This is a genomic window from Erwinia sp. GW821-FHT03D09 (assembly GCF_059420805.1).
This window is the reverse complement of the sequence record NZ_JBWKUK010000024.1, coordinates 1-21,507: the sequence shown is the minus strand read 5'-3', so window position 1 is coordinate 21,507 and position 21,507 is coordinate 1. Positions and strand designations below refer to the sequence as shown.

General features: G+C 52.6%; 17 protein-coding genes and 3 pseudogenes. 18 read left to right on the top strand and 2 right to left on the bottom strand.

Annotated features, from left to right (window positions below; genetic code table 11):
* Positions 1 to 8: 8 nt before the first annotated feature.
* The 13 genes and pseudogenes from AC07U6_RS20010 to emrB form a co-directional block, all read left to right on the top strand.
* Positions 9 to 201, top strand: a pseudogene (locus AC07U6_RS20010) (transposase); the annotation flags it as partial.
* A 102-nt stretch (positions 202 to 303) separates the two neighbouring features.
* A complete protein-coding gene (locus AC07U6_RS20005; RefSeq protein ID WP_494763579.1) occupies positions 304 to 1,005 on the top strand; it encodes a hypothetical protein in 702 nt (233 codons plus the stop codon).
* A gap of 100 nt (positions 1,006 to 1,105) precedes the next feature.
* A complete protein-coding gene (locus tag AC07U6_RS20000; protein ID WP_494763580.1) occupies positions 1,106 to 2,371 on the top strand; it encodes a methyltransferase domain-containing protein in 1,266 nt (421 codons plus the stop codon).
* On the top strand, positions 2,371 to 3,693 hold the full coding sequence (locus tag AC07U6_RS19995) for an NDP-hexose 2,3-dehydratase family protein (RefSeq protein WP_494763581.1): 1,323 nt from the start codon (positions 2,371 to 2,373) through the stop codon (positions 3,691 to 3,693). The genes AC07U6_RS20000 and AC07U6_RS19995 overlap by 1 nt, the downstream gene beginning before the upstream one ends.
* Before the next feature lie 76 nt (positions 3,694 to 3,769).
* Positions 3,770 to 4,564 carry an outer membrane protein gene (locus tag AC07U6_RS19990; protein ID WP_494763582.1) on the top strand — a complete coding sequence of 265 codons (795 nt, stop codon included), beginning with the start codon at positions 3,770 to 3,772 and terminating at the stop codon, positions 4,562 to 4,564.
* Between the two features lie 138 nt (positions 4,565 to 4,702).
* Positions 4,703 to 4,870 (top strand): annotated as a pseudogene (locus tag AC07U6_RS19985) (IS5/IS1182 family transposase); the annotation flags it as partial.
* Positions 4,871 to 5,190: 320 nt separating this feature from the next.
* Positions 5,191 to 6,302, top strand: a pseudogene (locus AC07U6_RS19980) (IS3 family transposase).
* 224 nt (positions 6,303 to 6,526) lie between these two features.
* Positions 6,527 to 7,711: an MFS transporter gene (locus tag AC07U6_RS19975; protein WP_494763583.1), complete on the top strand. Its 1,185-nt coding sequence runs from the start codon at positions 6,527 to 6,529 to the stop codon at positions 7,709 to 7,711.
* A 139-nt stretch (positions 7,712 to 7,850) separates the two neighbouring features.
* The gene (locus AC07U6_RS19970; RefSeq protein ID WP_494763584.1) at positions 7,851 to 8,594 is read left to right on the top strand and encodes an AzlC family ABC transporter permease; all 744 of its coding nucleotides are present in this window, start codon (positions 7,851 to 7,853) and stop codon (positions 8,592 to 8,594) included.
* On the top strand, positions 8,591 to 8,938 hold the full coding sequence (ygaH, locus tag AC07U6_RS19965; RefSeq protein WP_494763585.1) for an L-valine transporter subunit YgaH: 348 nt from the start codon (positions 8,591 to 8,593) through the stop codon (positions 8,936 to 8,938). Before AC07U6_RS19970 ends, ygaH begins: the two co-directional genes overlap by 4 nt.
* An 82-nt stretch (positions 8,939 to 9,020) precedes the next feature.
* Complete coding sequence (gene mprA, locus AC07U6_RS19960; RefSeq protein ID WP_105593133.1) at positions 9,021 to 9,551, top strand: transcriptional repressor MprA; 531 nt, start codon at positions 9,021 to 9,023, stop codon at positions 9,549 to 9,551.
* Between the two features lie 168 nt (positions 9,552 to 9,719).
* The gene (gene emrA, locus AC07U6_RS19955; RefSeq protein ID WP_494763586.1) at positions 9,720 to 10,892 is read left to right on the top strand and encodes a multidrug efflux MFS transporter periplasmic adaptor subunit EmrA; all 1,173 of its coding nucleotides are present in this window, start codon (positions 9,720 to 9,722) and stop codon (positions 10,890 to 10,892) included.
* Positions 10,893 to 10,906: 14 nt separating this feature from the next.
* On the top strand, positions 10,907 to 12,445 hold the full coding sequence (gene emrB / locus AC07U6_RS19950) for a multidrug efflux MFS transporter permease subunit EmrB (protein WP_494763587.1): 1,539 nt from the start codon (positions 10,907 to 10,909) through the stop codon (positions 12,443 to 12,445).
* A 74-nt stretch (positions 12,446 to 12,519) separates the two neighbouring features.
* Here emrB and AC07U6_RS19945 read toward each other — a convergent pair whose 3' ends face one another.
* Positions 12,520 to 13,560 carry a tRNA/rRNA methyltransferase gene (locus AC07U6_RS19945; protein WP_494763588.1) on the bottom strand — a complete coding sequence of 347 codons (1,041 nt, stop codon included), beginning with the start codon at positions 13,558 to 13,560 and terminating at the stop codon, positions 12,520 to 12,522.
* A gap of 266 nt (positions 13,561 to 13,826) precedes the next feature.
* Here AC07U6_RS19945 and trxC point away from each other — a divergent pair, with 266 nt between their 5' ends.
* From trxC to AC07U6_RS19920, 5 genes are all read left to right on the top strand, one after another.
* Positions 13,827 to 14,246: a thioredoxin TrxC gene (gene trxC / locus AC07U6_RS19940; protein ID WP_494763589.1), complete on the top strand. Its 420-nt coding sequence runs from the start codon at positions 13,827 to 13,829 to the stop codon at positions 14,244 to 14,246.
* A gap of 133 nt (positions 14,247 to 14,379) precedes the next feature.
* A complete protein-coding gene (locus AC07U6_RS19935; RefSeq protein WP_494763590.1) occupies positions 14,380 to 15,108 on the top strand; it encodes a tRNA-uridine aminocarboxypropyltransferase in 729 nt (242 codons plus the stop codon).
* A 91-nt stretch (positions 15,109 to 15,199) separates the two neighbouring features.
* Entirely contained in the window at positions 15,200 to 17,869 is a 2,670-nt protein-coding gene (locus tag AC07U6_RS19930; RefSeq protein ID WP_494763591.1) for a bifunctional acetate--CoA ligase family protein/GNAT family N-acetyltransferase, read from the top strand.
* A gap of 99 nt (positions 17,870 to 17,968) precedes the next feature.
* Complete coding sequence (gene pssA / locus AC07U6_RS19925) at positions 17,969 to 19,324, top strand: CDP-diacylglycerol--serine O-phosphatidyltransferase (RefSeq protein WP_494764537.1); 1,356 nt, start codon at positions 17,969 to 17,971, stop codon at positions 19,322 to 19,324.
* Between the two features lie 56 nt (positions 19,325 to 19,380).
* Complete coding sequence (locus AC07U6_RS19920) at positions 19,381 to 19,701, top strand: YfiM family lipoprotein (protein ID WP_494763592.1); 321 nt, start codon at positions 19,381 to 19,383, stop codon at positions 19,699 to 19,701.
* On the opposite strand, the gene AC07U6_RS19915 is transcribed toward AC07U6_RS19920, so the two are convergent.
* On the bottom strand, positions 19,702 to 20,994 hold the full coding sequence (locus tag AC07U6_RS19915; protein WP_494763593.1) for an MFS transporter: 1,293 nt from the start codon (positions 20,992 to 20,994) through the stop codon (positions 19,702 to 19,704).
* Positions 20,995 to 21,507: the final 513 nt, after the last annotated feature.

The window sequence follows — 21,507 nt, the reverse complement described above, 5'->3', positions numbered from 1 at the left end:
AGGTCACCATGGCAAAGCAAAAGTTTAAAATCACTAACTGGCCCGCATACAAAAAAGCGCCAAGGCAACACGACTCCCTGACCTTATGGCTTGATGAGTCGGCCATCGCTGCATGGACTGACAGCTCACAGACTGAGGAACGTGGCTGGCCGCTTCACCGGTATGGCAATCACGACAGTACTAATTGATAAAATGTGTTTTTGATCAGCAGGCGGATCGCATAACGGGTGAACCGGATACTGTCTTGCCAGTTAACTCTGCTTTATTCAACAAATCGACTAAATCCACAAAAAACCCAACAAAGTGAAAGAAAAACTTATGATAAAACTTGCAGATATGATGTTAGAGGAGGCAGGTCCTGCACTCCCAAATGAAATCGCAACTCCCTGGAAGGCTCTCCGTAACCGCGCAAGCGAAATCTTGCTGAGAATGGAGCCGCGACACACATTCCCAGATGGTTCGCGCGGCTACAAAGCTACGTCGCAGACAACTATTGAAGTGGTTGTCGGAACAAAGCATGACGATCCTAATGCCCTGCGCGAGCGGTTCGAATTCCCTGAAGCTGAGTTCGAGATCCTTGTTCATGATCCGGTCTTTAGCATGAACGGTACCATTCGGCTAGACCTGGAAATTAAGAACTACCGAACTGAGACGATCAGCAAAGTCCTTTTCCCCGGCCAAACTGTCGCTCTCGGTGTGGGTACTTCTTTTAATGCCGATCTCAAGCCTTCGATTGGTCGTTTGGAAATTCCTCTTGGAATAGAGTTCGGGCCAGAGTCTGTTCGAAGCCAGCAATTCATTCATTTGGCTGTTGAAACACCGATGGGGATTCTGCACAACCCGGATGCAGCTCACATGCGAGCAACCGTAAACCAGGTTCCTCCAGTTGGTTCTGTTTATAGCCAGAGCGGGCTTGTACCAATGGCGAATGCGCAAGGCGAAATCGTTGCTATTAAAACGCTGACTGAGACGAAAATCGTCAAGCTGTTGCCTTTGACGAAGTGAGCCTCCACTAATCGCTTTGCAGCCTGGTTGAGCCTCTACCTGCGAAATGGGCTGCAAAGCTAATTGAAAAATTTCAGCAAAGAAGACTGTTAAAACACTTATGCACAGCTTACTAAATACAAACTGCTCCAATCGTCAACCAAATTGCAGAATTTGCGGTCTTCGTCTCCATCAATTTATTGATCTAGGTAAGCATCCCCGGGCTGATTCATATCGCCGTCCTGACGACCAATCGCCTGAGTTAATGTTTGAGTTGAAAGTCGGCGTGTGTGAATCGTGTCAACTGGTGCAACTCATTGACGAAGTGCCCCCCGAAATGATGTTTAATTCGGACTACCCATTTCGAACTTCTTCGTCCCAACGGATGCAGCAGCATTTCCGTGAAATGGCTCTTGAAATACTCGACTTCGAAAGGCACGCTGACTCAGTGCCATTTATTGTAGAGTTTGGCTGTAATGATGGCACCTTTCTTGAACCATTTGCCAAGTTGGGTTTTATGCATCTCGGCATTGATCCAGCTTCCAATCTCGTTGCGGAAGCCGTGGATCGTGGAGTTAATGCCAAGACCGGTTGGTTCAACACTGATACTGCTGCCGAAATATTGGAATCGGTCAGGCCGGCTACTGTAATTTATGCAGCGAACACACTTTGCCACATTTCTGATCTCACATCAGTCTTCAAAGGGGTTGATTTGCTTCTTACTGAAGATGGCCGCTTTATTTTCGAGGATCCTTACCTGGGCGATATCGTTACGAATTGTGCCTTTGATCAGATCTATGACGAGCATATCTACTATTTCAGTGCAACTAGTATAGATTTGATTGCCCGAAAGTTTGGCATGAAACTGATCGACGTTGAACACTTGGAAACCCATGGGGGACAACTTCGGTATACAGTCGGACGTCAACACCAAACACAGTCACGCTCGGTTGTGGACTTTATAGAAAATGAACGTAAGGCTGGCCTTCATTCTGTTCAGCGTTTGGAGGAATTTGCGGAAACCGTTGAGGTTCGCCGATCCGAATTGCCGAAAATTCTGCGTGAATTGGCTTCTGCTGGTAAGACTGTTGCCGGATACGCAGCAACCGCAAAAAGCTCAACTGTTTTAAACTACTGTGGGATCGATCGCAACCTCCTCCCGGTCATATACGACACGACTCCCGAGAAACAAGGGAAATTAACTCCCGGAACAGGCATACCAATTGAGCCGTTTCCTCAAAGTATTGGGGATTATCCCGACATTTACCTGCTCTTCGCCTGGAATCACGAGGAAGAGATCATTGCTCGAGAATCCGCTTTCCGTGCACAGGGTGGATCATGGCTTAAATTTGTGCCCAACGTCACGTTCTCGTTCGGCCCTGGTTAATGAATTCACGACCTCATCATCACTTTGCTCGGGTTTCCAGGGCTGACGCATTTTTCGAATTGCAGAGTTGGCGGCTGGCAGCCAGAGAATGGTCTTCTGCAACGGCAACGCGGATCCCTCTTTCCGAAGTCAGGCAGTGGGAAACGTCAGAGTTAAGCCCTGCCTATAGTCACTCGAGCGGAAAGTTCTTCTCGGTGGTTGGTGTCACGCACGGTTTTTACGGTGAGGAACGCTCTACCGCCAGCGCAATGATCGATCAGCCGGAGGTCGGACTTCTTGGCCTTGCAGTTGCGAGATCTAGCCTGGGTTTGTTTGCCCTGGTCCAGGCCAAAGCAGAACCGGGAACTATCCACGGCTGTCAGATTTCACCTACCGTACAGGCAACACGAAGCAACCAGGTCCGAGCTCACGGTGGTAAGCCAGTTCTCTTTCTTGAACTTTTTCGAGCTCCGTGCGTGGTATTGCTCGACACTGTTCAATCCGAGCACGGCAGCGTCTTTTGGCAAAAACGCAATCAATCGATGATAGTCGAAGTGCCTTACTTTGAGCCACCTGTTGGGTTTCGTTGGGTGGAAATCAATGATCTTATTAGGCACCTATCGGTAAGCAATTTGATCCACTCAGATCTGCGAACAATTCTTGCTTTAGGTCCGTTCTGGAAAAGCCTAAATACATCATCTCTGGCCGCCGAAGCTGATCGAATTCAAGAATGGCTCGGACATCATCGTTCCAGAATCGCGTTTTCGGCAACTCGCGTTCCTCTGTGTGATCTGATGGGCTGGTGCCGGCAGCAAGACAAGCTCCATCGCATTGATGGTTCCGGGCACGAGGTTATCGGTGTTCGCGTAGACGCGGTCGGCAGAGAAGTCGATTTCTGGGATCAACTCATGGTGAAACCCAAAGCGGTTGGACTTGTTGTCCTGGCAGTGCGTGAACGCGAAGGCGCACTTCAGGCTTTGTTCAGAACTTGTGTTGAGCCGGGCATTCTGGATTTTGTGGAAATTGGCCCAACGGTCCAAATTTCTGGCGGAGATAAGCCTTCAGACAAACTGCAGAATCAGCTGGTGTGTGCACTGGCCTCCAACACCGGAAAAATGCGCAATGCGCAGATTCTTTATGATAATTTTCACTCTGATGAAGGCGGGCGCTTTTTTCAAAGTTCAGTCCGTTACGTCTTAGTTAACTGTGACATTTCACCTCTCAGTGATGAGTACCGTTGGTGTGACGTCAAAACGCTGATTTCAATCGCGCAGTTAGGAAATCTTCTAAATATTCAAGCCAGAGATGCATTAGCTTTTCTGTTATTTCTGTCTCAAGTTTGATGCTATATCGGTTTGAATTCCTTTAATTAACTATATATTTTTCGGTTAATAATACTTTATCAATGAGAGTTTACGGATGAAAAAAAAGTCTATTATTTCTGTATTAAGTAGTGTTGTAGCATTTTCTGCTCAGGCGAACGATGTATCAGGGTTTTATCTCCAAGGTAAGTTAGGGACCAGTATCCAGCAACAGTCTAATCGGCATGTTTCTACTGATCTTGTTGATTATGATAATAAGGAACCTAGTTTTTCACTCAGGCAAAACTTAGGCACTAAAACAAAAGCAGTTCTCGCAGGTGGTGTTGCTACGGGGTTTGATTTCAATCCACAATTTAATGTACCACTTCGCCTGGAAGTAGAATTTATTGCTCGTGCTAACGGTAGTTCGAACAGTGATTCACGTCCAGCCTCATCTCGGCAACATTTTGATTTTGTGGATGGTACATATGCCCTATCCAACGGTAAAGCTGGTGTTAGTACCCAGACCTGGATGGTAAACAGTTACTATGATATTGATACTGCTACTCCATGGCGTCCTTACCTTTCATTAGGCGTGGGTTTGGCACATAACCGTCTTCAGTCAGGTGGGCGCTTTACTGCGCATGATAGTATTACTGAGGAAACCTGGTTTGATGAGTGGCTACCTCTTTCGAAGAGCAAAGCGCGCTTTGCCTGGTCAATCGGCGCTGGTGTGGCTTATGATTTTGATAAAAATTGGTCTGTAGATTTAGCGTATCGTTTCCTGGATGCAGGTAGTGTGTCTGGAACAATGACTTTGTACGATCCTGTTGATAATGAAGCTATTCACGCAACAGGCAGTGCTAAAGCCCGATACCACGATATTCTGGCAGGTCTTCGCTACACTTTCTAAGATTGATGTGATGGGCCCTCTCTCCTCCGTAGCCGGTGGGATACTTTTACTGACTACATCAATCTGGGAGTAACATCACATGAATAAGGACAGAGTTGTTGGTATCAATATCGCCAAATCTGTTTTCCTGGTATGTGCAAATCAGCCCCAGAATTACTTGAGAGGTTGCCAGATGCCGAGCATGTCATTGATCGGGATTATGGCAGTGAGAAAATCCGTGAGCAGATTCGGCAGAAATGGGGGATAACGGCCATCCCCCGCAAACGGAACTCAACGATTGGAAATGGCGATATTGACGGGTGTTTGGGCTTTGTTGAATAAATCGAACTCTTACCCCGCAGGATCAGATCACTCTCCTTCTGACTAAACAGCAATCCTTGCGGTCACCCGTAATCGCTCGTTAAGCCCCGCCATCTGAGAGTGTGCCAAGCTACTATCTATGGTTAGGGATCTCAAAAATGGTCAATTCAATCGTAAGCGAACGGTGAACTCATATTGTTAGCGACATTGCGCTATTGCATGCTGACCTCAGCAATACAACCCATCTTGTAAGCATCCCCGCAAAACGAACCATTCACTTTTAGAGATCTTCCGACATACTGATTATGTCCCCTGAGGAGATCGCCATGCGTAAAGCCCGCTTCAACGAACACCAGATCATCGCCGTTCTGAAGTCCGTCGAAGCCGGACGTACCGTCAGGGATGTCTGACGCGAAGCCGGTATTTCCGAAGCCAGCTACTACAACTGGAAAGCAAAATATGGCGAAATGGAGGCCTCTGATATCAAAAAGATGAAAGATCCGGAGGCGGAAAATCGCCGCCTGAAACAGATGTCTGCCGATCTGAGTCCTGAGAATCGGGCATTAAAAGACATTATTGAAAAAAGCTTTAATACCAGCGATAAAACGTGGGCCTGTCAGCTATCTGACGGCGTAATTTACGATGAGCATACGTCAGGCATGCAGGACGTTATCGCTGAGCAGGACAGTATTTCGTTATCAGCCGGATACGCGACGTGATGAGCCGGTGATTATGGCACTGACCGTGGCGGCTGAACGCTATCCGCGATATGGATTTAAAAAGCTTTTTCAGGTACTTCGCAGACAGGGCAATATCCGGAACCATAAAAGAGTTCACCGGATTGACTGCCTGCTGAAACTGAACTTTCGTCGTAAGGGAAAGCAACGTGTGCCGGTGCGCAATCCGGCTCCGCTGGCGACGCCGGAAGCACTTAACCAGAGCTGGCCGATAGATTTTATGCATGATGCGCTGGTCTGCGGCAGATGCTTTCGGACCTTCAAATGTGGTGGATGACTTTAACCGCGAAACTCCCGCAATAGAAATCGATCTGAATATCCCGGCATAGCGGGTGGTCAGAGTCCTGGACAGGATCGTGGCAAACCGTGGTTATCCGCTGAAACTGCGGATGGACAATGGCCCGGAGCTAATCTCGCTGACTCTGGCGCAGTGGGCTGAAGAGCATGGTGTGATGCTGGAATTTATCAAACCAGGAAAACCAGCGCAGAATGCCTTCATCGAACGTTTTAACCGGACGTACCGGACAGAAATACTCAATTTTTATCTGTTCAGAACCCTGAATGAAGCAAGGAAAATCACAGAAAACTGGCTGACGGAATACAACAGCGAACGGCCTCATGAACCCCTGAATAGCCTGACGCCGGAAGAATACCGACTGATGGCAGAGAAACCGGAAGTCTCAAAATGTGTGTGGAACTAAAACAGGTGTGCTTACACCCTGTTATTTAATGGCACCAGCCAGGGAGGATCGCTATTCTCGATAGCGCCATCATCCCTGGCTGTAAAAGCCCGCACCGGTGGCAAAATCCGCCCGTCAGAAAGGCCCGTGCGAACGGGTTTGTCCTGTTAATTATTCTGTGAGTGAAATAGTTTTTTAGGTTACTATTAGTCTATGAGATATTTCTTACTCTTGTTCTGCCTGCTATGAAATCCCCCCATACCGGACTGAATCCGGCGCTGGTTGCGCTAATGTCTGTCGCTACCGGTTTGTCCGTTGCCTGTAATTATTATGTTCAACCACTGCTGGCAACCATTGCCCAGGCGTTCGATCTCTCTTTCCATCAGGCCGGTTTTATCGTCACCACCGCTCAGCTTGGCTACGCCGCCGGGTTGTTGTTGCTGGTGCCGCTGGGCGATATGCTGGAGCGCCGTGGTTTAATTGTCACCATGAGTCTGCTGGCGGCAGGCGGGATGGTAATTACCGCGCTCTCCCCCACGCTGCCGCTGATGCTGCTGGGTACCGTACTCACCGGGTTGTTTTCCGTGGTGGCGCAAATCCTCGTTCCTCTGGCCGCTACGCTGGCCGCACCGGAAAAACGGGGACGGGTTGTCGGCACGGTGATGAGCGGGCTGCTGCTGGGGATACTGCTGGCGCGAACCGTTGCTGGCGGGCTCGCACAACTGGGCGGCTGGCGTACCGTATACTGGGTCGCCAGCGTGCTGATGGTCTGTATGTCTCTGGCTCTGTGGTGCTATCTGCCGCGCTATAAGCAATCGGTTTCGCTGAACTACGGTCAGCTGCTGGGTTCAATTTTCTCACTGTTTGCTCAGCACCCCATTCTGCGCACCCGGGCACTTACCGGCTGTCTGATTTTTGCCAACTTCAGCGTGCTCTGGACGTCAATGGCATTCCTGCTCTCTTCACCCGAGTGGGGCTATTCCGAGGGCGAAATCGGCCTGCTGGGGCTGGTCGGTGCGGCAGGTGCGTTGGCTGCACGCCAGGCCGGCGCATTAGCGGATAAAGGCAAAGCCCGGCTGACCACCAGCGTGGGGCTGATACTCCTGCTGCTGTCGTGGGGGATCACAGCAGTTGGCGCTCACTCACTTATTGCACTGATAATCGGCATTTTGCTGCTCGATCTGGCGGTGCAGGGCGTGCATATCACTAACCAGAGCGTGATCTATCGCCATATGCCGGAAGCGCGTAACCGCCTGACCTCGGGTTATATGACCTGCTATTTTATCGGCGGCGCCGCAGGCTCTCTGCTTTCCGCCTCGGCCTATCAGATGGCGGGCTGGTATGGCGTTTGCGTAAGCGGTGTTCTGTTAACCGTCGTTAATCTATTCAACTGGTGGCGAAACTCTAAGCATGAGTCAGCTTCAGGCTGATTTTTTGAGCCAAAAATGAAGTTTTTTCAGGTATGACGGCCTGTTAACAGATTTCACACTCTGGTAATGTTAAGCGCAATTTATTCAAGCTGGTTATTTTTTCACATGCAATTATTCAGCACCACAAGCGATACGGGTTATGACAGCTGAACATAATTATCTTTCGGAAAGTGCAGATCTGCCTCCTTCCAGCTGGCGCGAAGGTGTTATCGACAGCCTGCCAATTGTTATTGGCTACGTGCCGGTTGCCTTTGCGTTTGGCCTGAATGCGACAAAGCTGGGCTTTACGCCGTTAGAGGCCATCTTCTTTTCCTGCATTATCTATGCAGGAGCCAGCCAGTTTGTGATAACCGCACTGCTCAGCGCCGGAGCTTCCCTGTGGATCGCGGCACTGACCGTAATGGCGATGGATGTGCGGCACGTTCTTTACGGCCCTTCTCTGCGTCAGCGCATCACTCAGAAGCTGAATCCGCGTAAAACGCCTTTTTGGGCATTTGGCCTGACCGATGAAGTGTTCGCTGCAGCGACTGCAAAACTCTACCGCGATAAGCGGGGCTGGAGCGAAAACTGGATGCTGGGTATTGCCTTCTGCTCCTGGCTGTCGTGGGTTGCCGGCACCGTCGCGGGGGCATGGTCCGGTAATGGCTTTTTGGATGATTACCCCGCCGTTGAAGGCGCACTGACCTTTATGCTGCCCGCGCTGTTCCTGAGCTTTTTGCTGGCTTCGTTCCAGCGCCGACAGAGCTTTACCGTTATCGCCGCGCTGGCGGGAGCGCTGGCCGGCATGATGCTGTTCTCTATTCCGGTTGCCATACTCAGCGGCATTGTTGCCGGCTGCCTTGCTGGCCTGCTACCGCCGCCGGGCGGCAGGGAGCGCCAGTGAGCTCACAAATTCTTATACTCAGTGTACTGGTAGGCCTGGTGAACTTCCTGTTTCGCTATTTACCACTGCGCCTGCACGGCAGAAACAGGACCACCAGCATCCAACGTGGCGTGACCGGCCTGCTGTTAGACAGTATCGGCATCGCCTCTATCTGCGCCCTGCTGATTGTCTCCAGCCTGCCTGATATTTTGCGGCATCCTGACCGATTGATACCCACGCTGCTCGGCTTCGCCGTGCTGTGTATGACGTTCTATTTTTCGCGCAGCATTGTTTTATCAACGCTGTTCAGCGCCCTGGGTTATGGAGTGACCTGGAAATTACTGATGATGAGTTCGGCTTTGTGAACAGCCACTAACCGGGAAAGCGATCTTTCTCAAATGCCATCATCGTTACGACACCAGTTTCAATTAATGAGGTCCCTTTATAATGGAAAGTTCGTTTTCTCCCATTGAACAGATGCTTAATTTTCGAGCGAATCGTCAGAAAGATTTCCCGTTGCAGGAGATCATGCTGACCCGTTTGTGTATGCATATGCAGAGCAAGCTACTGGAAAACCGCAACAAAATGCTGAAGGCTCAGGGAATTAACGAGACGCTGTTTATGGCATTGATCACGCTGGATGCGCAGGAAGATCACAGCATTCAACCTTCTGAGCTGAGTTCAGCTCTCGGATCTTCCCGCACTAACGCCACCCGTATTGCCGACGAACTGGAAAAACGCGGATGGATTGAGCGCCGCGAGAGCGATAACGATCGCCGCTGCCTTCACCTGCATCTGACGCCTAAAGGTAATGATTTCCTGCGCCAGCTGTTGCCACCTCAGCATCAGAGCCTGCAGCTTCTGTGGTCATCGCTAAATGATTCCGAAAAATCCCAGCTGGAAGGTATTATCCGTAAGTTATTAAATCGACTTGATAAAATGGATGAAGAACAGGTTATCGCCTCACTTTCTCGTTAATTGAACAACTAATAGCATATTGTGCGACACACCCGTATCGGGGAATCGTTACTTTAAGCATCCAAAAATAAACTCATGCCAGCGCTAACCCCGCTGGCATTTTAGACTCAGGCTGTTGCTGACAGGATGTCTGGCGAACCTGAATGGCAAGAGAACGTGGAGAAAAACATGAGTGCAAACGCGGTCACGCAGGACCCGCAGCAGCCGAAAAATAAAAAAAAGACGCGCAAAGGCGCGCTGATTTTTCTGGCTGTACTGTTCGTTATCATCGGGGTGGCCTATCTGACTTACTGGTTCCTGGTATTACGTCACTATCAGGAAACGGACGACGCCTATGTTGCCGGTAACCAGACCCAGGTGATGGCGCAAGTCTCAGGTAGCGTCAATAAAGTGTGGTTTGATGACACCGATTATGTGAAAAAAGGCGACGTGCTGATCACACTCGATCGCACCGATGCTGAGCAGGCCTTTGAGAAAGCGCAAACGGCACTCGCGACCAGCGTGCGGCAGACCCACCAGCAAATCATTAACGGTAAACAGTATCAGGCCACCATCGCGCTACAAAAAACCGCGCTGGTGCAGGCTCAGGCGGATTTAAAACGCCGTGAACCGCTGGGCGCCGCCAATCTGATTGGTCGTGAAGACCTTCAGCACGCCCGTGATGCCGTGGCTACTGCTCAGGCCCGGCTCGATGTGGCCATCCAGCAGTACAATGCCAATCAGGCGATGATTCTGGATACCTCGCTGGAAAATCAGCCCGCCGTTAAGCAAAGCGCGGCCGAACTGCGCGATGCCTGGCTGGCCCTGCAGCGTACCACCGTAATCAGCCCGATTAACGGTTATGTTTCACGCCGCAGCGTACAGGTGGGTTCTCAGATCACCAGCTCGACACCGCTGCTGGCCGTGGTGCCTGCCGATAATCTGTGGGTGGACGCTAACTTTAAAGAGACCCAGCTGGAAGGCGTACGTATTGGCCAGTCCGCTACCGTTGTTAGCGATATTTATGGCGATGATGTGGTCTATCACGGCAAGGTCGTCGGCCTGGATATGGGTACCGGCAGCGTGTTCTCACTGCTGCCAGCGCAGAATGCCACCGGCAACTGGATCAAAGTGGTTCAGCGCCTGCCGGTGCGTATCGAACTGGATGCGCAGGAAGTGGCGAAGCATCCGCTGCGTATCGGCCTGTCAACACTGGTGAAAATTGATACCAGCAATCGTGACGGTGCAGTTCTGGCCACCAGCGTGCGCAGTAAACCTGCTTACGAAAGTGATGCGCTGGCGCTGGATCTGGCCCCGGCTAACGCCCTGATTGCCGATATCATCCGCGCGAATGCCAACTAAGCCTGCGGGAGGTTGTGATGGCACAAAAACCGCTTGAGGGCGCGCCACTGGTCCTGATGACCATCGCGCTGTCGCTGGCTACGTTTATGCAGGTTCTGGATTCCACCATTGCAAACGTGGCCATTCCAACGATTGCCGGTAATCTGGGGGCATCAAACTCCCAGGGAACGTGGGTTATTACCTCGTTTGGTGTGGCGAACGCTATTTCGATCCCGATTACCGGCTGGCTGGCGAAGCGCGTCGGCGAAGTGAAACTGTTCCTGTGGTCAACAGTGGCGTTTGCCATCGCCTCGTGGCTGTGTGGCATGTCGGAAAGCCTGAGCATGCTGATCTTCTTCCGCGTGATTCAGGGGATCGTGGCCGGTCCGCTCATTCCGCTGTCGCAGAGCCTGCTGCTCAGTAACTATCCCCCGGCGAAACGCAGTATTGCGCTATCGCTGTGGGCGATGACGGTGATCGTCGCGCCGATCTGCGGCCCAATTCTGGGCGGCTGGATCAGCGATAACTATCACTGGGGCTGGATCTTCTTTATCAACGTGCCGATTGGCGTTGCGGTAGTGATTCTGACGCTGCAAACATTGCGCAATCGTGAGACGCCAACAGTGATCCGGCCGATTGATACTGTCGGTCTGGTGCTGCTGGTTGTCGGCGTCGGCTGTCTGCAGGTAATGCTGGACCGCGGTAAGGAGCTGGACTGGTTTAGTTCCCCGGAGATCATTACGCTAGCGGTGGTCGCCGTGGTCGCGATCGTGGTGCTGCTGGTCTGGGAACTGACCGACGATCATCCGATTGTGGATCTGTCGCTATTTAAATCGCGCAATTTCACCATAGGGTGCCTGTCGATCAGCCTTGCCTATATGCTCTATTTTGGCTCGATCGTCCTGCTGCCGCAGCTGTTGCAGGAGGTGTATGGCTATACCGCAACATGGGCAGGGCTGGCGTCAGCTCCGGTCGGGATCATTCCGGTTATTCTGTCGCCAATTATCGGCCGCTTCGCCCATAAGCTGGATATGCGACGGCTGGTGACCTTCAGCTTTATTGTTTACGCGATCTGTTTTTACTGGCGCGCGTACACCTTCGAGCCGGGAATGGATTTTGCCGCATCGGCGTGGCCGCAGTTTATTCAGGGCTTTGCCGTGGCCTGCTTCTTTATGCCGCTCACCACGATAACCTTATCCGGCCTGCCGCCGGAGAGGCTGGCGGCGGCATCAAGCCTGTCTAACTTTACCCGTACGCTGGCCGGTTCGATTGGTACATCCATCACCACGACTATGTGGACCGATCGTGAATCGCTGCACCATGCCCATCTTACCGAGTCCGTAACGCCCTACAGCGCCAATACTCAGGAGATGTACAGCAAGCTGGAACAGTTAGGGATGAGCCACGATCAGGCATCAGCTTATCTGGCGCAGCAGATCACTAATCAGGGGCTAATTATCTCCGCCAATGAGATTTTCTGGGCTTCTGCCGGGGTGTTCCTGATCCTACTGGTACTGGTGTGGTTTGCCCGTCCTCCGTTCGGTGCCGGAGGCGGCAGCGGCGGCGCGCATTAAAAAAGGCGGCCGGTAAACCGGCCGCCTTCGGCTATATTTCAAGGGCGGATGCGAAATCCGCCTTTTTTATGGTATTACGCCTTGTTCTGACGCCACCATTCAGCGAGCAGAATACCGGTTGCCACGGAAACGTTCAGACTTTCCACGTTGCCCGTTCCACCGATCGATACGCTCAGATCGCCCTGCTGGAAGGTGCTGTCTGATAAACCATCACGCTCCTGACCGAGAACCAGTACCATTTTCGCCGGCAGTTCTGCCTGCGACAGGGAAGTCCCTTTATGGCTGGACGTGGTAACGATGGTGTAGCCTGCGCGGCGGAATGCATCCAGACCCGCGGCAAAGCTCTCGTCGGTGATAGCCTGCACATGCTCAGCGCCGCCTTCTGCGGTTCGCACTGCCGCACCGGATTCCAGCAGTGCCGCGTCGTCCACCAGCACGCCTTTTGCGCCGAAGTGCGCGCAGCTGCGCATAATGCCGCCAAGATTATGCGGGTTACCGATGCCTTCCAGCGCCAGCACACAATCTTTTTCATCGGCTTTCGCCAGCCATTCGCTCGCCGGCGTGCCGACGCGCTTCTTAATCAGGAAGCAGACGCCGCCGTGGTGTTCGGTGCCGGAGGCTTTCTGCAGCTCGGCTTCATCAACGGTGTGATACGCCTTGCGATTTGCCGCCATCCACTTTAATGCATCACGGAAGCGTGGCGTTACGCTCTGCACAAACCAGGCGCGTACGATGCACTCCGGACGGCTCTGGAACAGAGCCTGGCAGGCATTTTCGCCATACACGCGAGTCTCTTCCATGCGCTGACGGCGCAGCTGTTCCGGATCAATAAAGCTTTTACCGCTGATACCGCCGTGATCCGGTTTATCCGCATCAGGCGTGGTATTTGGTGCGCGGGAAACGGTGCGCCACGGAGAGTCAGAACGCCCTTCGCTGCGATCGCGCCCGCCGCGTGGCTTACTGTCAGCATGACGAGATGGACGCCGCGCGTCATCCTGACGAGGGCCTTTACCGGTGCGAGGATTATATCCACCCTTGCTGCCGCCGCCTTCATCATCACTGCGGACATACATCACTTTAACCTTGCTGCTTTTACCTTTCGATTCGTCGTTCATTTTTCCTCCACCTGGGCTGAGCGCGAAGCGCGCAGATTACCTGATGTGGCAACAGTTAGCTATCAACTTCCAATAAAAGCCGACGTTCGGCAAATATCACCCGCGCAGCCGTGTATTTTGCATCCTGAAGCGTATGAGACATGACCTATTATAACCATTGAACAAATCTCTTTGTTGCCAGGATTATCGCCCCGCATAATAGCCGAACTATAATGATCAATGAGGTAAGTGAACGCTTACCCAATCGCCGATCTGCGAGGTAAAAGATGAATACAGTTTGTATATCCTGCCAGGCAACCAACCGCGTGCCTGAAGAGCGTATTACCGATGGCGCGAAATGCGGCCGCTGCGGCGACCCATTGTTCGATGGTCAGGTGATTAATGCCACTGCCGATACGCTGGATAAATATCTGCAGGACGATCTGCCGGTAGTGATTGATTTCTGGGCCCCCTGGTGCGGACCCTGCGTTAACTTCGCGCCGGTTTATGAAACCGTAGCTAAAGAGCGTAGCGGTAAAGTCCGCTTCCTGAAGGTCAATACCGAAGCAGAACAGCAGTTGAGCGCGCGCTTCCGTATTCGCAGCATTCCTACCATTATGGTGTTTAAACAGGGCCAGATGGCAGATATGCTCAGCGGCGCGATGCCGAAAGCGCCGTTCGACCAGTGGCTTGATGAAAACATCTAGCCCTGTGTCGATATCCTGTTTGAAAAAGGATGCACTGCTGACCAGGGATTCAGTCTTCACTCTACTGCGTCATCAAGGCCGGGCACGCCCGGCCAGAATCCGCTAGAATAGCGTTTTTTGCTGATGATACCCGATGACCGATAACGCCGTCCTTCGCCTGCGCGCCGCGCGGCTTGCCCGCGCCACCCGCCCGTTCCTTGCCCGCGGTAACCGCATCAAACGCTGCCAGCGCTGCCTGCTGCCGCAGAAGAACTGCCTGTGCGCTACGCTTGAGCCGCAGCAGGCCCGCAGCCGCTTCTGTCTGGTGATGTTTGACAGCGAACCGATGAAACCCAGCAACACTGGACGGCTTATCGCCGATATCCTGCCGGATACTGAAGCGTTTGGCTGGTCACGCACGGAGCCCGATCCCGACCTGCTCCGGGCGGTTCAGAACCCTGACTACCAGCCAATGGTGGTTTTCCCTCAGTCTTACGCCGATGCCGCTCGTCCGGTGCTGAATACTCCGCCACTTAGCGGTAAGCCACCGCTATTTATTATGCTTGACGGTACCTGGACCGAAGCACGGAAAATGTTTCGCAAAAGTCCGTGGCTCGACGATTTGCCGGTAATGTCCCTGACGCTGACCCACCCTTCAAACTATCTGTTACGCGAGTCGCACGGCGAGGGCCAGCACTGTACCGCCGAAGTCGCCGCGGAGCTGCTGCTACAGGCCGGAGATACCGCTGCCGGTGAAGCGCTGTTCCGCCATTTCGATCTGTTCCGCCAGCGCTATCTGGCTGGAAAACCTCATCATCCGCTGCATCAGGCTTCCGCTCAGAATGTTGATGAAGAACCACAAACTCTGCCCACGATCAATTAACTGACACGCAGCGCAGCATCTTCCCGCTGCCCGGAGTAGAATCAAAATACGTTACTGCAGGGTAGCGGATAATTTCTCGAAGGGAGCGGAGATGAGCCAACGCGGTTTAGAAGCACTATTGCGACCGAAATCGATCGCCGTGATCGGTGCCTCCACCCGGCCCGAGCGTGCCGGATATCTGATGATGCGTAATCTGCTGGCTGGCGGGTTCAGCGGACCGGTACTGCCGGTGACGCCAAAATATCAGGCGGTTTGTGGCGTTCTGGCCTGGCCGGATATTGCCAGCCTGCCGCTCTCTCCGGATCTTGCCATTATCTGTACTCACGCGCGTCGCAATCTGGAACTACTGACCGCACTCGGCGAACGCGGCTGTAAAGCCTGCATTATTCTCTCCGCGCCAGCCAGCCAGTTGGCCGAACTGGAAGCCTGCGCCAGCCGCTGGCAAATCCGCCTGCTCGGCCCGAACAGCCTTGGTCTGCTGGCTCCCTGGCAGGGGCTGAATGCCAGTTTCTCCCCGGTGCCAATTCTTAAGGGCAAGCTGGCTTTTATCTCACAGTCGGCGGCGGTGTCAAACACGATTCTCGACTGGGCGCAGCAGCGCCAGCTCGGTTTTTCCTGGTTTATCGCGCTGGGCGACAGTCTGGATATCGATGCTGACGATCTGCTCGACTTCCTCGCGCGCGATGGCAAAACCAGTGCAATTCTGCTCTATCTGGAGCATCTCAGCGATGCGCGCCGCTTTGTTTCTGCCGCCCGCAGCGCAGCGCGCAATAAACCGATTCTGGTGATCAAAAGTGGCCGCAGCCCTCACGCCCACCAGCTGCTGAAGTCCCATGGTGGGATGGATGCGGCATGGGATGCGGCCATTCAGCGCGCCGGTCTGCTGCGCGTGCAGGATACTCACGAACTGTTTTCCGCAGTGGAAACGCTTAGCCATATGCGCCCGCTGCGCGGTGAGCGGTTGATGATTGTCAGTAACGGCGGCGCGCCTTCCGCGCTGGCGCTGGACGAACTGTACGATCGCAACGGCAAGCTGGCAACGCTGAGCGAGTCTTTACTTACTGAACTCGGCGAACGCCTGCCTGAAGGGATTACCCCGGGTAATCCGCTGGATTTGAAAGATGACGCCACGCCTGAGCGCTATCTGCAGGCGCTGTCGCTGTTGCTCGACAGCCATGACGTTGATGCGCTGCTGATTATTCATGCGCCCAGCGCCGTTGCTCCACCGACGCTAACAGCTCAGCGGGTAATCGAACTGATGAAACAGCATCCGCGCGGCAGGCAGATAACGCTGCTGACCAACTGGTGTGGTGAGCACTCCTCGCAGGAAGCCCGACGGCTGTTTAGTGATGCCGGTATCCCCACCTACCGCACGCCGGAGGGGACGGTAACGGCCTTTATGCATATGGTTGAATATCGCCGTAACCAGAAACAGCTGCGCGAAACCCCGGCTCTGCCTGCGAACCTCACCGCCAATACCAGCGATGCACATTTACTGATTCAGCAGGCACTGGAAAATGGCGCTACGACGCTGGATACACATGAAGTTCAGCCAATTCTTCAGGCCTACGGTCTGAATACACTGCCCACCTGGATTGCCGGGGACAGCAGCGAAGCGGTGCATATCGCCACGCAGATTGGTTATCCGGTGGCGCTGAAGCTGCGCTCACCGGATATCCGCCACAAGTCTGAAGTTCAGGGGGTCATGCTGTATCTGCGTACCTCCACCGAGGTTCAACAGGCGGCGGATGCCATTATCGATCGCGTCCGGCTGACTTCGCCGCAGGCACGCATTCACGGCCTGCTGGTGCAAAGTATGGCGAACCGCGCCGGGGCACAGGAGCTGAGGATCGTGGTCGAGCAGGACCCGCTTTTTGGCCCAGTGATTATGCTGGGTGAAGGGGGCATCACCTGGCAGGGCGACCGTCAGGCGGTGGTAGCACTACCGCCGCTGAATATGACGCTGGCCCGCTACCTGGTGATTCAGGCGATCAAAAGCGGCAAGATCCGCGGGCGCAGCGCGCTGCATCCACTCGACGTTGTTGGACTCAGTCAGGTGCTGGTGCAGGTGTCGAACCTGATTATCGACTGCCCGCAGATTGTTCGTCTGGATATTCATCCCCTACTGGCCACCGGTGACGAGTTTACCCTGCTGGACGTGACGCTTCAGCTGGCGGTATTCAACGGAGATGCGGAAGATCGTCTGACCATCCGCCCCTATCCGCACGCGCTGGAAGAAACTATTTTCCTTAAAAATGGACAAAAGTGCCTCTTCAGGCCCATCCTGCCGGAGGATGAACCTCTGCTACAGCAGTTTATCGCCCTGGTTACCAAAGAAGATCTTTACTATCGCTACTTCAGCGAGATCAACGAGTTCACCCATGACGATTTGGCTAACATGACGCAAATCGACTACGATCGGGAAATGGCGATTGTTGCCGTCCGCCAGCATAACGGACTGGATGAGATTATCGGTGTAACCCGCGCTATTTCGGATGCGGATAATATCGATGCGGAATTTTCCGTACTGGTGCGTTCCGACCTGAAAGGGCTTGGGCTTGGCCGACGATTGCTGGAGAAAATGATCGTCTACACCCGCGATCACGGCCTGCAGCAGCTAAATGGCATAACGATGCCGCGTAATCAGGGCATGCTGGCGCTGGCACGCAAACTGGGTTTTGTCGTGGACGTCCAGCTGGAAGACGATATTGTTGGTTTGTCGCTGTCGCTGGGCGAACAGGAAGCTGGCAATGAAAAGTAAATCTAACGCCTTTCGCACAAACTAATGGTATTATTCTCGGTTAGGGTCATGATTTTACGGATAAAGGCCATTCTATGAACAGAGAAGAAACGCACTGTGATGTTGTCAAATTTTAAACGCAATAAACACCAACAGCACCTTGCGCAACTGCCTAAACTTTCTCAGTCAGTTGCTGATTTCGCCACGCTGTATTCTCCTGCGGATTTTCGCCAGACGCTGCTGGAAAAAATCGCTACGGCGACACGGCGTATCTGCATCGTGGCCCTCTATCTGGAAAATGATGAAGGCGGCCAGGCGATTCTCTCAGCGCTTTATGCGGCTAAACGCCTGCGACCCACGCTGGATATCTGCGTACTGGTTGACTGGCACCGTGCTCAGCGCGGTCGAATTGGCGCGGCAGCCTCGGCAACGAACGCCGACTGGTACTGTGAAATGGCCAGCCAGAACGAGGATATCGCAATCCCTGTTTACGGTATTCCAGTCAATACCCGCGAAGCGCTCGGCGTACTGCATCTGAAAGGTTCAATTATCGATGATACGGTGCTGTATACCGGTGCCAGCTTCAATGATGTCTATCTTCATCAGCGCGACCGATACCGCTATGACCGCTATCAGCTCATCACTAACCGCGAACTGGCCGATACGATGTTCAGATGGATCGACAAAAATCTGATCCAGGCCGAAGCGGTTCATCGCCTCGATCGCCATCAGCGCCCTAAAAGCCCGGAAATTAAAAATGAAACACGCCAGTTCCGCCAGGATCTGCGTGGGTTTGACTATCAGTTCACCGGCAACGCCAACAATGAGCAGCTGGCGGTCACGCCGCTGGTTGGGTTGGGTAAGCGCAGCCTGCTGAATAAAACCATCTATCATCTGATGCCCTGTGCTGAACGCAAGCTGACGATTTGTACCCCCTATTTCAATCTGCCAGCGATTCTGGTTCGGAACATTATCTGGCTGCTGCGGCAGGGTAAAGAGGTTGAGATTATCGTTGGAGATAAGACGGCGAATGATTTTTATATTCCTGAAGCTCAGCCATTTAAGATTATCGGTGCGCTTCCCTATCTGTACGAAATCAATCTGCGCCGCTTTCTTAGCCGCCTGCAGTATTACATCGATGTCGGGCAGTTAACCGTGCGTTTATGGAAAGACGACGAGAACAGCTATCATCTCAAGGGGCTGTGGGTGGATGACGAATGGATTATGGTCACCGGCAATAACCTGAATCCACGCGCATGGCGGCTCGATCTGGAAAATGCAATTCTGATCCACGATCCACTCCAGCAACTAAGTGAACAACACGATCGCGAACTGAGTCTGATTCGCCAGCATACTACCGTCGTGCAGCACTTCCGCGATCTGGAAAGCATTGCCGATTATCCTGTTAAAGTCCGCAAGCTGATCCGTCGTCTGCGGCGCATTCGTATTGACCGACTGATTAGTCGTATTCTGTAGTTTCTGACCTGTTATACAGCCCCGTTTTTACGGGGCTTTTTTAACCGGAGTCAACGATGCGCATATTTTTGCTCCTGGTTTTACTTTGCTGTAGCGGCTGCACTCATCTGGCCCAGGATGAATGGACCGGGCGTGATAAAGCCCAGCATTTTATCTCTTCCGCCTTTCTGGCGGCGGCGGGCAATGCATACGGTGAACGGCAAAACTGGAGCGAAGGGCGCAGCGCCAGCTTTGGCCTGACGTTTGGCATTACTCTCGGCGCGGCAAAGGAGCTGTACGACAGTCGGGAAGGGGGAACCGGATGGAGCTGGAAGGATTTTGCCTGGGATGTAGCCGGTGCTGCCACCGGCTATACATTATGGAATCTTGGTCACTAGCTACAGCCTGAGGCCCTTTCCTCGTTTATGCAACATCAGTGACACCAGGAAAGTCACGGCACCCATCAGGGAGACATACCAGAAGAAGGTGGTCTCGCTACCCACCGCCTTCAGCGACAGGGCTGCGTATTCCGCCGATCCACCGAACAGCGCATTGGCTACCGCATAGGACAACCCTACTCCCAGCGCCCTGACTTCTGGTGGAAACATCTCGGCTTTCAGGATACCGCTAATGGAGGTATAAAAACTGGTTATTACCAGCGCCAACATCACCAGAGCAAAAGCGATAACTGGATTATGTACGCTCTGCAACAGAGTCAAAATTGGCACCGTACATACGGCAGCCAGCCCGCCAAAGATCAGCATAGAGCTCCGGCGACCAATTTTATCCGATAAGCCGCCGATAACAGGCTGCAGCAGCATAAATACAAACAGCGCTGCGGTCATCAAACCACTGGCCGTCTTATGATCCATACCCGAAGTGTTAACCAGGTATTTCTGCATATAGGTGGTGAAGGTATAAAAGCTGAGTGAGCCACCGGCTGTAAAGCCCAGCACCATAATGAAAGCGCGGCGATGCTTCCATAGCCCAATCAACGATCCAGCATCTTTACTCGCGCGCGAAGTGCTATCTGACGTTTCATTCAGTGAACGACGTAGATAAAGAGCTACGATTGCCAGTGCCGCACCTAAGGCAAATGGAATACGCCAGCCCCAGCTGCGCAGTTCCTGGTCGGAAAGAATTTGCTGGAGCATGACCACCATCAGTAACGCCATTAGCTGGCCACCGATCAGCGTGACATACTGAAATGATGCGTAAAAACCCTTACGCCCTTCTGCCGCCACTTCACTCATATAGGTCGCACTGGTGCCATATTCGCCGCCTACTGACAGCCCCTGGAACAAACGCGCCAGTAACAGCAGTGCCGGAGCCCATACGCCAATCGTGTCATAGCCCGGCAGACAGGCGATAACCAGTGAACCAAAACACATCATGCAGACGGAAATCAGCATTGAGGTTTTTCGCCCGTGTTTATCACCAATGTAACCAAACAGCCAGCCGCCGATTGGCCGCATCAAAAACCCAGCGGCGAAAATACCGGCCGTCTGTAACAGCTGGGTAGTTGGATTTCCCGAGGGAAAAAAGATATGAGCAAAATAGAGCGAGCAGAATGAGTAAACGTAAAAATCAAACCATTCAACCAGGTTGCCGGACGATGCTCCCACAATCGCCCAGATTCGTTGCCGTGCAGACAGCGTGCTTCCCTGCTGCTTTTCGGTAATAGCGTCCATTTAAAATCCTCGTGAGTGCTTCCTCGCCAGCTTTAATGCCAAAGAAAGTAAACTAAGTGATGGTGGTTTTGCATAACATTATGATTTATATGGTATATATAATTTTATACTCCAGTTAATTATGGCATAACCGGAAGGAATAATTCGGGCTTCTATTACAGTGGATTTAGCGATTTTAACTATTTTGTGCAGTGAAACGGTTGGCTAAAAACGTTTTGCCCCGGATTGATTGCCGGTACTGATTAAAAAAGACTGGTGTGGGTAGTGGACTTTTTAGCGCGGCGCGGAAGGCGAGCCTGTTTTTTCACCTGAACACGCATTGCAACGAGCAGATAACACCAGTGTCGGACTGGTGCGTTTTTTTAATGCGAATATTGGTATCAAAAATGGGGAAACCGAACGGAAAAGGGTCACTTCAGAGGGGGGGTTAAGCTATGTAAACGCAAAAAGGCCATCCGTCAGGATGGCCTTCTGCTTTATCTGATGCCTGGCAGTTCCCTACTCTCGCATGGG